Source organism: Saccharopolyspora sp. NPDC002686 (assembly GCF_040295745.1).
Taxonomy (GTDB): domain Bacteria; phylum Actinomycetota; class Actinomycetes; order Mycobacteriales; family Pseudonocardiaceae; genus Saccharopolyspora; species Saccharopolyspora oryzae.
On the sequence record NZ_JBEOVY010000026.1, the window covers coordinates 1 to 12,296 of the forward strand.

13 protein-coding genes are annotated in these 12,296 nt (G+C 71.2%); 7 read left to right on the forward strand and 6 right to left on the reverse strand.

Annotated features, from left to right (window positions below; all coding sequences use genetic code 11):
* Window positions 1–36: 36 nt before the first annotated feature.
* Entirely contained in the window at window positions 37–393 is a 357-nt protein-coding gene (locus ABTZ89_RS05720) for a MerR family transcriptional regulator (RefSeq protein WP_351040663.1), read from the reverse strand.
* A gap of 61 nt (window positions 394–454) precedes the next feature.
* On the opposite strand from ABTZ89_RS05720, the gene ABTZ89_RS05725 reads away from it, so the two are divergent.
* Window positions 455–1,498, forward strand: a complete 1,044-nt coding sequence (locus tag ABTZ89_RS05725) for an alkene reductase (protein WP_351040666.1) — start codon at window positions 455–457, stop codon at window positions 1,496–1,498.
* 45 nt (window positions 1,499–1,543) lie between these two features.
* On the opposite strand, the gene purU is transcribed toward ABTZ89_RS05725, so the two are convergent.
* The 4 genes from purU to ABTZ89_RS05745 form a co-directional block, all read right to left on the reverse strand.
* Window positions 1,544–2,416 carry a formyltetrahydrofolate deformylase gene (gene purU / locus ABTZ89_RS05730; protein WP_351040668.1) on the reverse strand — a complete coding sequence of 291 codons (873 nt, stop codon included), beginning with the start codon at window positions 2,414–2,416 and terminating at the stop codon, window positions 1,544–1,546.
* A 121-nt stretch (window positions 2,417–2,537) separates the two neighbouring features.
* Window positions 2,538–3,278 (reverse strand): maleylpyruvate isomerase family mycothiol-dependent enzyme, encoded by a 741-nt coding sequence (locus ABTZ89_RS05735; protein ID WP_351040671.1) that lies wholly within the window; start codon window positions 3,276–3,278, stop codon window positions 2,538–2,540.
* Window positions 3,279–3,391: 113 nt separating this feature from the next.
* Complete coding sequence (locus ABTZ89_RS05740; RefSeq protein WP_351040674.1) at window positions 3,392–4,249, reverse strand: class I SAM-dependent methyltransferase; 858 nt, start codon at window positions 4,247–4,249, stop codon at window positions 3,392–3,394.
* Complete coding sequence (locus ABTZ89_RS05745) at window positions 4,246–4,758, reverse strand: DUF2505 domain-containing protein (protein WP_351040677.1); 513 nt, start codon at window positions 4,756–4,758, stop codon at window positions 4,246–4,248. Before ABTZ89_RS05745 ends, ABTZ89_RS05740 begins: the two co-directional genes overlap by 4 nt.
* Between ABTZ89_RS05745 and ABTZ89_RS05750 the strand changes: the two genes are divergently transcribed.
* On the forward strand, window positions 4,745–5,914 hold the full coding sequence (locus ABTZ89_RS05750) for a UDP-N-acetylmuramate dehydrogenase (RefSeq protein WP_408641886.1): 1,170 nt from the start codon (window positions 4,745–4,747) through the stop codon (window positions 5,912–5,914). The two genes, ABTZ89_RS05745 and ABTZ89_RS05750, sit on opposite strands and share 14 nt — an antisense overlap.
* A 146-nt stretch (window positions 5,915–6,060) precedes the next feature.
* A complete protein-coding gene (locus ABTZ89_RS05755; protein ID WP_351040680.1) occupies window positions 6,061–7,011 on the forward strand; it encodes a hypothetical protein in 951 nt (316 codons plus the stop codon).
* 109 nt (window positions 7,012–7,120) lie between these two features.
* On the opposite strand, the gene ABTZ89_RS05760 is transcribed toward ABTZ89_RS05755, so the two are convergent.
* A complete protein-coding gene (locus ABTZ89_RS05760) occupies window positions 7,121–7,867 on the reverse strand; it encodes an SDR family NAD(P)-dependent oxidoreductase (RefSeq protein ID WP_270950758.1) in 747 nt (248 codons plus the stop codon).
* 220 nt (window positions 7,868–8,087) lie between these two features.
* Between ABTZ89_RS05760 and ABTZ89_RS05765 the strand changes: the two genes are divergently transcribed.
* The 4 genes from ABTZ89_RS05765 to ABTZ89_RS05780 all read left to right on the forward strand — a co-directional run bounded on the left by ABTZ89_RS05765 (window position 8,088) and on the right by ABTZ89_RS05780 (window position 12,179).
* On the forward strand, window positions 8,088–9,242 hold the full coding sequence (locus ABTZ89_RS05765; protein ID WP_270950759.1) for a L,D-transpeptidase: 1,155 nt from the start codon (window positions 8,088–8,090) through the stop codon (window positions 9,240–9,242).
* A 237-nt stretch (window positions 9,243–9,479) separates the two neighbouring features.
* The gene (gene mshA / locus ABTZ89_RS05770; RefSeq protein ID WP_351040684.1) at window positions 9,480–10,775 is read left to right on the forward strand and encodes a D-inositol-3-phosphate glycosyltransferase; all 1,296 of its coding nucleotides are present in this window, start codon (window positions 9,480–9,482) and stop codon (window positions 10,773–10,775) included.
* Window positions 10,772–11,284, forward strand: a complete 513-nt coding sequence (locus ABTZ89_RS05775) for a type III secretion system chaperone family protein (RefSeq protein ID WP_270950761.1) — start codon at window positions 10,772–10,774, stop codon at window positions 11,282–11,284. Before mshA ends, ABTZ89_RS05775 begins: the two co-directional genes overlap by 4 nt.
* Before the next feature lie 67 nt (window positions 11,285–11,351).
* Entirely contained in the window at window positions 11,352–12,179 is an 828-nt protein-coding gene (locus ABTZ89_RS05780; RefSeq protein ID WP_351040687.1) for a DUF4349 domain-containing protein, read from the forward strand.
* The last annotated feature ends 117 nt before the right edge of the window (window positions 12,180–12,296 follow it).

A 12,296-nucleotide genomic window follows, 5' to 3' on the forward strand; every position in this document is an offset into this window, starting at 1 on the left:
GTGAGCGCGGGGACCGGCTCCGACCGGTTTCCGCGCTCACGACCCGGCCGCGACCTCGGCTTCGGCGATCATGCCCTCCAGGATCGAGCGGGAGGCGACGAGGTCGTCGATCATCCCGTTGATGCGTTCGCGTTCCTGGCGGAGGTCGGCGATGACCTCGACGGTGGGCTTGGAGTGGCCGCCGAACACGCACGGGAAGATCTCCGCCATCTTCGCGCTCGGCACGCCCGCGCCGATCAGCCGCTGCACCAGCGCCACTTTGTCCACATCGGACTCCGCGTACTCCCGGTGCCCGCCCGCGGTTCTGCCGGTGGTCAGCAGGCCCTGCTTCTCGTAGTAGCGCAGCGCTCGCTCGCTGGCCCCGGTGCGCCTGGACAGCTCGCCGATCCGCATTCGTGTGCTCCGTCACGATCGGTGGAATCTGACATGGAGGTCAGATTTTAGCGTGATCGGCATGACGAACCCGTTGCTCAAGCCGTACGAATCGCTGTCCCTGCCGAACCGGATCGTGATGGCGCCGATGACCCGGTTCCGCGGTGACGCCCAGGGCGTCCCGCAGCCGTTCGTGGCGGAGTACTACGCGCAGCGCGCCAGCGCTGGGCTGATCGTCACCGAGGGCATCTGGCCCAGCGTGCAAGGCCAGGGCGCGCTGCGCGGACCGGGGCTGGTCTCGCCGGAGCAGGTCGCGGGTTGGCGCGCGGTGACCGGCGCCGTCCACGACGCGGGCGGGCGGATCTTCGCGCAGCTCATGCACGCCGAACGGTTGACGGTTCCGGAGAACAACCTCGGTGCGCTGCACCCGATCGCGCCCTCACCGGTGGCCGCGGACATCGAGCTGCACACCGCCAGCGGCAAGATCCCGGCGATGGTTCCGCGCGAGATGACCACCGCGGACATCGCGCAGGCGATCGACGAGCACGTGGCTTCGGCGCGGCGAGCCGTCGACGCCGGGTTCGACGGTGTCGAGCTGCACGGCGCGAACGGCTACCTGCTGCACCAGTTCCTCGCCGACAACACCAACGTCCGCGGTGACCGGTACGGCGGCAGCGAGCGCATCCGGTTCCCCGTCGAGGTGGCCGAGGCGGTGGCGGATGCGATCGGCGCGGGCCGCGTGGGAATCCGCCTGTCGCCGGGGAATCCGCTGACCGGGCTCGTCGAAGCCGATCCCGCGCCGGTCTACCGGGCGCTCGTCGACGCCCTGCGGCCGCTGGACCTCGCCTACCTGCACCTGACCGACAACAGCCGCTACCCGGCGCTGCGCGATCTCCGCCCGCGCTGGACCGGAACGCTGATCGGCAACACCGGTTTCGGGCACCCGACCACGGCGGAATCCGGCGCGGCGTTGATCGAGCGGGACGGCGCGGACCTGGTGTCCTTCGGTCGCCTGTTCATCTCGAACCCGGACCTCCCGGACCGGTTCGCCACTGGCGCCCCGCTCGCCGGGATCGACGAGACCACCCTCTACACCCACGGTCCCGAGGGCTACGTCGACTACTGATCAAGTCTTCCGGGCGAAGGGCGCCTTCGCCCGGAAGACCTCGGATCAGAAGACGACGGTGCGGCGGTTGTGGACGAGGACCCGGTCCTCGAGGTGGGCCCGGAGGCCCCGGGCGAGGACGAGCTTCTCGATGTCGCGGCCCTTGCGGACCATGTCCGCGACGTCGTCGGTGTGGTCCACGCGGATCACGTCCTGCTCGATGATCGGGCCCGCGTCCAGCTCCGCCGTCACGTAGTGGCAGGTCGCGCCGATCAGCTTCACGCCCCGGTCGTACGCCTGGTGGTACGGGCGGGCGCCGGCGAACGACGGCAGGAAGCTGTGGTGGATGTTCAGCGCGCGGCCGGCCCAGGCCTCGCACAGCTCGGGCGGCAGGACCTGCATGAAGCGGGCCAGCACGATCGCGTTCGGGTCGTGCACGTCGACCAGCGACCGGACCTGCTCGAACGCCTCGGCCTTCGCCGCCGGGTCCTTGCCGAAGGGCACGTGGTGGAACGGGATGCCGTGCGCCTCGGTGATCGGGCCGAGGTCCGGGTGGTTGCCGATCACCGCGCGCAGGTCCACGTCCAGCTCGCCGGAGCCGATCCGGCCGAGCAGGTCGTGCAGGCAGTGCCCGTCCTTCGACACCAGGATGACCACCCGGCGCCGCTCACCGGTGTCCGAGACGCGCCAGCTGCTCTCGCTGCCGAGCTCCTCGGCGACGGCGGCGAAGCGCTCGCGGAGCTCCTCGATGCCGAACGGCAGCGAGTCGGCGAGGACCTCCTGGCGGGTGAAGAACCAGCCGGTCTCGATGTCGGTGTGGTAGCCGGCCTCGACGATCCAACCGCCGAACTCGGCGATGAAGCTCGAGATGCCGGACACGATGCCGGTGCGGTCGGGGCAGCCGAAGCTGATGACGAAACGCCGTTCGGAAGAGCTCACGATCAGTCATTATCGCAGGTAGTGAAGGTCCTTCCGGCACAGGGCGAGCTGTGTCCGAGCCCACGACCCACGGCCGGGTGAACGCTGGATCCGCGCCGGAATCGACCGCTTCCGGGGTGGCTCAGCGGCCGTTGATGAGGGCGGTGAGGGCGGCGTTGCCGGTGAGCGCGGCGGTGCTCGGACGACCCCAGACCTTGCGGTAGACCGCGTCGGCCGTGCCGGCGATCGTCGCGTCGACCTCGAGGGCTGCGCCGGTGGCCGCTCCGGCCCGCGGTGGTTCGCCCGGGTGGAATTCGACGAGCCAGGCCCGGCCCGCGTCCGCGGCGTGGACGAGGACCTGCCCCTGCGCGGTGCTCCCGCTCCAGTCGCCGAGGGGGAGGATCACGGTCAGGAACTCGTCGATGCCGTCGGCGGCCAGTTCCGGGTCGAAGATCAGGTCGTGCACGTGATCGGGGCCCAGCCCGGCGAGGGCGTGCTCGGCGTCCAGGCGGTGGATCGCGGACTCGTGCGCCATCCGGCGCGTCCAAGTGGCCGGCGTGCCGCCGGGGTGCAACGCCCGCACCGGACGAGACGGGTCCATTGTGGACAGGGTGTGGCGGAGGTCGGCCAGCCGCTCGTCCCACCAGGTCAGCACGTCGTCGAACTCGGCAGGTGGGCGCGGCACTTCGGGTCGAGGAGCGCCGGGCTCCAGGTGCAGGGAGAGCTCGGCCCTGGCGTAGGCCTGCCCCAAGTGCTGGACCAAGCGGCGGACGTCCCAGCCCGGACAGGTCGACACCTGGGCGTTCGGCCCGGCCTGCAACGCGGCGCTGCGGAAGGCCGCGGCCTGCTCCGGGAAAGCGCGGTTCAGCATCTCGCTATCCATGCCCCCACGGTAGGCCTCGTGAGCGCCGATGGGGGCTCTTACAAGCATTGCCGCTCACGACCCGACGTCACCGTCTCGTGAGTGGCGATGGTGGTTCTAACGACCATCCGCGCTCACGCGTCGGGAGCGACGGCTGTCCACGGGACGGTCAGCTCACCGAGGCGCCAGCGACGGCGGCGGTCGAGGACCGGCCAGCCGCGGTCGGCGAAGAGCTGCACCGCGTGCGCCCAGCGGGCTCGCGGGCCGAACGGGGCCATCGGTGCAGCCGTCGCCCAGCAGGCGTCGAGCTCCGCGAGCATCGCGTGCACCTTCTCGCCCGGCACGTTGCGGTGGATGAGCGTCTTGGGCAGCCGCTCGGCCAGGTCGGAGGGCTTCTCCAGGTCCGAGGGGAGGCAGGCCAGGGTGAAGGTCAGCGGGCCGCTGCGGTCCAGCGCCACCCAGCAGCAGCGGCGCCCGATCTCATCGCAGGTGCCCTCCACCAGCAGCCCGTCCGGGGCCAGCCGGGCGCACAGCTCGTCCCAGTACTTCCACGCCTCCGGCTCGGAGTACTGCCGGAGCACGTTGAACGCCCGCACCAGCGTCGGCCCGGCGAAACCGCGCACCCCGGCGGCCAGCCCGGCCAGCTCGAACCCGCCGCGGCGGAACTCCAGCGCGGGCGGTTCGGCGACTTCCTTGCCCGCCGCGACCCGGTCCGGGTCGATCTCCAGGCCGACCACCCGCAGCTCCGGGTGCAGCGGCCGCAGCCGACCGGCCAGTTCCACGGTGGTCACCGGCGTCGCGCCGTAGCCGAGGTCGATGACCACCGGCTCCGCGGCGTCGCGCACCGCGCCCGCGACCCACGGGGTGCCGAGGATCCAGCGGTCGATGCGGCGCAGCCGGTTCGGGTTCGTCGTGCCCCGGGTGGGCATGCCCAGCGCGCGGGCGCGACCGGCCGCGAGCCGCGGTGCCCGCTTCTTCGGGACCGAGGTCATCCGCGGCGGGCCAGCCATTCGGTGGTGAAGCGCTCTTCGGCGCTGAGGAACTTCTGCACCTGGTCGGCCACCAGGTCCTCGATCTTGCCGCCCACGAACGGCACGTTGACCCGAACGCTGCCGGACACCACGAACTCGCTGGTCGAAGCCTCGCCCGCCACGTCGCGCAGCCACATCGAGCCGGTGATGGTGCACGGCGCCCCGGCGATCTCGGCCGCGATCTCGCCCGTGTAGTGCCCGTCCTCCTCGCGCCGCCACGACTCGCTGCGGTCGATCGTCAGATCGCCGCCGACCACGGTGCGGGCCACCGAGGGCAGCGAGTCCGCGGACACGGAGTGGCGGATCTGGAACTGCGCGCCGCCGTCGGTCGCCAGGTGCTTCACCAGCTCCGCGTTGGCGCCGCCGAGCTCCTCGAGGCGGTCGTTGAGGTAGTCGATGTCGATCAGCGCCTCGTACAACCGGACCGCGGGCCACTCTGAGGTGCTTCGGTGCTCGATGCGGCGTGCCATGGAGCGGAGGTTACCTTTGGCAACCGTGAACCCCTCCACGTCCGGTGCCGAAGAAGTGCGCGGTGACACAGCGCACGTGGCCGAGCTGCCCGGCGAAACCGCTGGTGTCCCCCTGGCCGAACACACCACCCTGCGGCTGGGTGGACCGGCGACCGGCCTGGTGGTCGCGACCCGCTCCGACGAGATCACCGAAGCGGTGCGCGCGGCCGACGCGGGCGGGCACCGCCTGCTCGTCCTGGGCGGCGGCTCGAACGTGGTGGTGGCCGACGAGGGATTCGACGGCCACGTCGTGCGCATCGCCACCAAGGGCCGCCAGTACGACAGCGTCGGCGACGGATTGGTGCAGCTCACCGCGGAAGCCGGTGAGGACTGGGACGAGGTCGTCGCGGACACCGCGCGGCAGGGCCTCGGCGGGCTGGAGTGCCTGTCCGGCATCCCCGGCCTGACCGGCGCGACCCCGGTGCAGAACGTCGGCGCGTACGGCGTGGAGGTCTCGGAGCTGCTGGTCTCGGTCGACCTGCTCGACCGCGCGACCGGCACCGTGCGCACCGTCCCGGCCACCGAGCTGGGACTGACCTACCGCAACAGCGTGCTCAAGCACAGCGACGCGGCGGTGGTGCTGCGCGCCCGGTTCCTGCTGCGCGACGACGACCTGTCCGCCCCGATCCGCTACGGCGAGCTGGCCCGCGCGCTCGACGTCGAGCCCGGCGGGCAGGTGGACGTGGCGAGCGCGCGCGAGGCGGTGCTGTCGCTGCGGCGCGGCAAGGGCATGGTGCTCGACGCGGGCGACCACGACACCTGGAGCGCAGGCTCGTTCTTCACGAACCCGATCGTCGACGAAGCCGAGCTGCCCGCGGTGCTCGAACGCATCACCGAGCGGGTCGGCGCCGACCAGCGGATCCCGCAGTACCCGGCCGACGGCGGGGTCAAGCTGTCCGCGGCGTGGCTCATCGAGCGCGCCGGGTTCGGCAAGGGCCACCAGGGGCCGGGCGGACGGGTGGGCCTGTCCACCAAGCACACGCTCGCGCTGACCAACCGCGGCGGCGCGACCACCCGCGACCTGCTCATTCTTGCGCGTGAAGTTCGGGATGGAGTACGCCTGGCCTTCGGCGTTTCGCTGGCACCGGAGCCCGTCTTGGTGGACTGTTCGCTGTAGCAGCCGAAGAGCCGAACGGCCGTAAGAGTGACTCTTCGTGACTGATGCGTAACCCTGAGTGTTAAATGGTGTAGGTGGAGGGGGCCACCATGCTGAGCATCAGGGAGCTGAGAGATCGGGCGGTGATACGCCCGATAAAGCGGGCAGTGGAGGACCAGTTACTCGACCTGCCCGGGGTGACCGCTGTCGACATCGGTGCCAAGCGCCGGGCCGGTCGCAGCACCGGGGAGCAGGTCATCGTGGTCTCGGTCGCGCGCAAGAGGCCGCGCGAGCAGCTGAAACCCGACGCCTGCGTGCCGCTGGACGTCTTCGGCATCCCGACCGACGTGGTCGAGGAGCAGCCGGTCCTGCAGCACATCCACTGCGCCGAGGACGAGCCGCTGACGCCGAGACCGCGCCGCGCCGAGCGGCCCGGGGTGATCAGCGGCGGCAGCGGGATCGCGCCGTGCCGGGCGGTCCACCTCGCGCCGCCGGAGGTGACGTCGGCCGGTCCGCACCGGCGGATCGGCACGCTGGGCGCGCTGGTGACCGGTGTCGCGCCGATGGCGGTCGCGATGGGTCTGACCACCTTCGACGTGGGCTGCCTGGACGACGGTTGGTCGGTGGGCGACCGGATGGCCGATCCGGAGGGCGGGCGGGTGCACGCCGAGCTCGCGCGGGCCGCGCTGTCCGGCCGGGTGGACGCGGCGGCGGTCGCGTTGGCGCCGGGCTCCGCGACGACCTGCGTGGTCGAGGGCATCGGGCCGATCACCGGGCCCGCGACGGCCTACCCGGGTGAGCGGGTGAGCAAGAACGGCTTCGGCACCGGAGTCACCGTCGGCGTCGTGACCTCGGTCGATGCGACGATCCGGCTCGACCACGGGGACGCCCTCGGGGTCCGGGTGCTGCGCGAGCAGGTCCGGATCGTGGGTTCGCCGTCGCGCTTCTGCGGGGCGGGCGACGCCGGGTCGGCGGTGCTCGGACCGGGCGGTCGCGTGATCGGCCTGCACGTCGCGGGCAGTTGCGACGGAACCGTCGGCTTCGCCAGCCCGATCGCGGACGTCCTGGCCGAGCTCGACGTGGAGCTGTGCACCGAACCGCAGCGGATCCACGCCTAGCCCGGTGGTAGTTCCGCAGCTCATGGCCCGTGAGTCTTTTGTGGTGTTATGGCGCCGCAAAAGACTCACGGGCATCTACCAGGCAAAACAATCGCCTGGCTTGGGGAGCTCACTCGTGGCGGTGCATTCGGGTCGCCGAGTGCTGGTCGCGGGGCTTGATCTCCAGGAAGTCGATGTTGACGTGCGGCGGGCGGGTCACCGCGAAGGTGATGACCTCGGCGATGTCGTCGCCGGTCAGCGGGGTGATGCCGCGGTACACGGCCGCCGCGCGGTCCTTGTCGCCGCCGAAGCGCACCTCGGAGAACTCCGTCTCCACCGCGCCCGGCGCGATCTCGGTGAACCGCACCGGCTCGCCCAGGTGCTCACCGCGCAGCGTGCGGTGCAGCGCGCCCTGCGCGTGCTTGGCCGAGGTGTAGCCGCCGCCGTTGTCGTAGACCGCGGAGGCCGCCACCGAGGTCACGGTGACCACGTGGCCGTTGCCGGAGGCGACCAGCTTGGGCAGCAGGGCCCGGGTGACGCGCAGCGTGCCGAGCACGTTGGTCTCCCACATCCAGCGCCAGTCGTCCTCGTCCGCGTCGGCGATCTTGGCCAGCCCCTTCGCGCCGCCGGCGTTGTTGATCAGCACGTGGCACTCGGGGACCTGCGCGACGAACGCGTCCACCGATTCCTGATCGGTGACGTCCAGCGGCAGCGCGGTGCCGCCGATCTCCTCGGCCAGCTCGGTCAGCCGGTCGAGCCGCCGCGCGCCCAGCACCACGTTGAAGCCGGCAGCGGAGAGCTGCCGCGCGGTGGCGGCGCCGATGCCGGAGCTCGCTCCGGTGACCACTGCCCAGCGACCTGCAGAACTCGTACTCACGTCCACGTCCTCCTGCCGGTGTCGGATTGCCCGCACCATCCGATCACGTCACCGGGAGGGGCTGATTGTCACCCGATCGATGTGACACGACACACTGGTAGGGGAAGACATCTTTTCGGGCTCCCGGACGTCTTATGAATGTGGGTCATTTTTCGGCGGCTGTTCGGCTGAATTTCAGCAAAAGGGACAGCGCGGTCGCAATTTCTCAGAAGGGATCGAAGTGAGTGGTTCCAAGCTGCGTCTCCTGTGGACTGCGCTCGCCGGGACGATCGCGGCGGTGCTGCTGATCTCCGGCTGCGGTTCGTCCGCGCCCGAAGCGCAGAAACCCGCCGAACCGGTCGCCGAGGTGTCCTTCGAGCCCGGTGCCGATGCCGGTGACGTGAATCCGACCGCGCCGGTCAAGGCCACCGTCGAGAAGGGCAAGTTCGACTCCGTCCAGCTGACCAACGACGACGGCAAGGCGGTCGAGGGGCAGCTGGCGCCGGACGGCAAGAGCTGGCAGGCCAGCGTCGCCCTCGGCTACGGCAAGACCTACACCTGGTCCGGCCAGGCGACCGGACAGGACGGCAAGCAGGTCCCGGTGGAAGGCAAGTTCACCACCCTCCAGCCGAAGGCGACCGTCCGCGCCACGGTCAACCCGACCGACGACGCCGAGGTCGGCATCGCGATGCCGATCAGCGTCAAGTTCGACAAGCCGGTCCAGGACAAGGCCGCCGTCCAGAAGGCGCTGAACGTGCAGACCTCGGTCCCGGTCGAGGGCGCCTGGGCGTGGCTGTCCGACCAGCAGGTCGACTGGCGGCCGAAGGACTACTGGCCCGCGCACACCCACGTCAGCGTCAGCGCGAAGCTCTACGGCGTGTCCTACGGCGACGGCGACTACGGGATGGCCGACCTGACCAGCGAGTTCAACATCGGTCGCGCGCAGATCGTCAAGGGTGCGGTGGGCACCCACCAGCTGGTCGTGGAGCGCGACGGCAAGCAGGTGGCCAGCTACGCCGCCAGCTACGGCGAGGAGTACGACCCGGGCCGCAACACGCCCAACGGGACGTACATCATCATGGAGAAGAACCCGGTGGAGATCATGGACAACCCCCGGTACGGCTACCACGACGTGCGCAAGACGTGGGCGGCCCGCTTCTCCAACCACGGCGAGTTCATCCACGAGAACCAGGAGAACGCCGCGGCCCTGGGCAAGGTCAACAACTCGCACGGCTGCATCAACCTCAGCGCGGCGGACGCCAAGTCGTACTACGACACGGCCCTGATCGGCGACCCGGTCGAGATCACCGGATCGGCCAGCAGCATGCCCCCGCAGTTCGACGTCTACGACTGGCTCTTGAGCTGGGACCAGTGGACGGCCAAGTCGGCGGTCTGACGAAATTTCACGCGAACGGCGGTGGTCTCCCCGACCACCGCCGTTCCGCTGTTCGGGGGCGTGTGAGCAGTGCCACCAGTTGCCGGTCGAGCTGGGGGTTTCGCGGCTCGGGGGCGGTAGCGTCCACGGTTGGCCTGGTGTTGCGGGATCGCGGCGGGAATGTTTCCGCCGACCGGGATGTCGGGTTCTACGTGCGCCTCGAAACCCTCGGGGTGACCCGCTCGCGATGGACAGCAGATGACCTCCAGAACGTTACGCATGCGCCCGCGCCGCGCGGCAGTCTTCTCGTTGCACACCTCACCGCTGGAGCAGCCCGGCACCGGTGACGCCGGGGGCATGAACGTCTACATCGCGCAGACCGCGCGGCAGCTCGCCGAGTTCGGCACCGAGGTCGAGATCTTCACCCGCGCGACGTCCTCGGACGTCCCGCCGATCGCCGAGCTCGCCCCGGGCGTCCTGGTCCGCAACGTCGTCGCGGGCCCCTTCGAAGGCCTGGACAAGAACGAGCTGCCGTCGCAGCTGTGCGCCTTCGCCGCCGGAGCGCTGCGGGTGGAGGCCCACCACGAGCCCGGCTACTACGACATCGCGCACTCGCACTACTGGCTGTCCGGGCAGGTCGGCTGGCTGGCGCGGGAGCGCTGGGGCGTGCCGCTGGTGCACACCGCGCACACCCTGGCCAAGGTCAAGAACGCCAACCTGGCCGCCGGCGACACCCCGGAGCCGCGGGTGCGCGTGGTCGGCGAGGAGCAGGTCGTCGAGGCGGCGGACGTGCTGGTGGCGAACACCGAGTTCGAGGCCGCCGACCTGGTCGAGCGCTACGGCGCCGACCCGTCCTCGGTCGCGACCATCCCGCCCGGCGTCGACCTGGACGTCTTCACCCCGGGCGACCGCGCTGCCGCGCGCGCCGAGCTGGACGTGCCCGCGGACGCCATCGCGCTGGCCTTCGTCGGCCGCATCCAGCCGTTGAAGGCCCCGGACGTGCTGCTCCGCGCCACCGCGGAGCTCCTGGCGCGACGCCCCGAGCTGCGCGAACGCCTGGTCGTCCTGGTGGTCGGCGGGCCGTCCGGCAGCGGTCTGGAACGGCCGCGCGCGCTGCAGGAGCTCGCCGCGCAGCTGGAGATCACCGACGTCGTCCGGTTCTTGCCGCCGCGCGCCGGGGCGTCGCTGGCCGACGTCTACCGGGCTGCGGACGTCGTCGCGGTGCCGAGCTACAACGAGTCGTTCGGGCTGGTCGCGCTCGAGGCGCAGGCCTGCGGGACACCGGTGGTGGCCGCCGCGGTCGGCGGGCTGCCGGTGGCGGTGGACGACGGCGTGTCCGGGCTGCTCGTGGACGGGCACCGCACCGGGCAGTGGGCCGATGCGCTGGGGTCGGTCGTGCTCGATCCGCAGCTGCGGGCGCGTTTGGCCGCGGGCGCGACGGGTCATGCGGCGCAGTTCTCGTGGCGGCACACCACCGAAGCGCTACTGGATGCCTACGCGCAGGCGAAAATGGCCTTCCACGCGCAACTGCGCATCCAGGAGGTGACGGCGTGAGCCTGGACGAGGTCATCAAGTCCACATTGGACGAGAACGGGCTGGAGTTCCGGGAGGAGGGCCCGGGCCGGTTCTTCGTCACGCTGCCCGGCACGAAGAAGCTGCAGACCAACTGCTGGCTGATCGTGGCCGAGCACGCCCTGGTCGTCGAGGCCTTCGTGTGCCGGCAGCCGGACGAGGCGCACGAAGAGGTCTACCGATTCCTGTTGCGCCGCAACGCGAAGCTGTACGGCGTGCACTACACCCTCGACTCCAGCGGCGACATCTACCTGATCGGCCGGATCGGCCTGCACGCGGTGACCGGCGAAGAGCTGGACCGGGTGCTCGGCCAGGTGCTGGAAGCCGCCGACGGGGACTTCAACGCGCTGCTGGAGATCGGGTTCGCCACCGCGATCCGCCGCGAGTGGGGCTGGCGCGAGTCGCGCGGCGAGTCCCTGGCGAACCTGCAGCCGTTCCGCCAGCTCGTGGAGCGCGACGGCCCGCTGGAGCCCCTGCACGACCAGCCGTGACCCCGGGTGCAACCGGAAGATCGCACCGCTCCGTCCTCGCTGTGTCCGAAACGACGCGGAGGAGTGGATGGTGCGATTACGTTGGATCCCGGTCGTGCTGGCGGCCGGGTTGCTCGCGGGATGTTCGTCGACGTCGACCTCGGCGGTCGACAGCGGTGTCGCTTCGGTGGCCCCGGAATCCCAGCGGAGTTCGCAGTTCGCGCAGACCCCGGGACGCAGCGCTGACCCCGCCGCCGGTCAGCAGCGCGAGGTGGTCCGAACAGCGGACCTGGACCTCGAGGTGGACGACGTCGCGGCCGCGAGCGCGGAGGTCCGCCGCCGGGCCGAGGCGGTCCACGGCTACCTGGAGCAGGAGGACGGCTACCGCTCCAGCACGACGCTGACCGTCCGGATCCCGGCCGCGGAGCTGGACCGGGCCCTGGACGACCTGTCCGGCCTGGGGCGCGTGACCGCCCGCAGCCTGCGGGCCCAGGACGTCACCGACCAGCTGGTCGACACTCGGAGCCGGATCGAATCCCAGCAGGCCAGCGTCCAGCGGCTGCGCGACCTGATGGCCCGGGCGACGACGGTCGAGGACGTCGTCTCGATCGAATCGGAGCTGACGACCCGCGAAACCGACCTGGAAGCCCTGCAGCGCCAAGAGGCGTCCACGGCGAACCAGGTCCAGCTGGCCACCCTCCGGGTCGGCCTGGCGACCACCTCAACGGCGACGACCGAGGAAACGGGCTTCCTGGCAGGCCTGGCGGCGGGCTGGCGAGCTCTGACCGAAGCCGGAGCGGCGTTCCTGACCGCAGCGGGAGCGGTCCTCCCCTTCGCCGCGGTCCTCGCCGTCCCAGCCGCGGCCCTCTACGTCCTGCACCGCCGCAAGAAGGCGCTGAAGGCTTCATCGCTGTAGGTCCCGGCGGACCGCGGGGGCGGCTCGGTAGAGAGGGGGAGTCACGAGTCGAGCCGCCCCGCGCGGGGGTCCCGCCTGACGGGCCGGTGGGCGGGGGGCACCCTGGGCCCGGCGGGC

Coding starts and splice junctions, on each gene's coding strand:
- ABTZ89_RS05745 (WP_351040677.1), bottom strand. CDS start 4,758: ATGGCACGCCGCATCGAGCACCGAAGCACCTCAGAGTGGCCCGCGGTC.
- mshA (WP_351040684.1), top strand. CDS start 9,480: ATGACCTCCAGAACGTTACGCATGCGCCCGCGCCGCGCGGCAGTCTTC.
- ABTZ89_RS05780 (WP_351040687.1), top strand. CDS start 11,352: ATGGTGCGATTACGTTGGATCCCGGTCGTGCTGGCGGCCGGGTTGCTC.
- ABTZ89_RS05725 (WP_351040666.1), top strand. CDS start 455: ATGACGAACCCGTTGCTCAAGCCGTACGAATCGCTGTCCCTGCCGAAC.
- ABTZ89_RS05735 (WP_351040671.1), bottom strand. CDS start 3,278: ATGGATAGCGAGATGCTGAACCGCGCTTTCCCGGAGCAGGCCGCGGCC.
- ABTZ89_RS05720 (WP_351040663.1), bottom strand. CDS start 393: ATGCGGATCGGCGAGCTGTCCAGGCGCACCGGGGCCAGCGAGCGAGCG.
- ABTZ89_RS05750 (WP_408641886.1), top strand. CDS start 4,745: ATGCGGCGTGCCATGGAGCGGAGGTTACCTTTGGCAACCGTGAACCCC.
- ABTZ89_RS05740 (WP_351040674.1), bottom strand. CDS start 4,249: ATGACCTCGGTCCCGAAGAAGCGGGCACCGCGGCTCGCGGCCGGTCGC.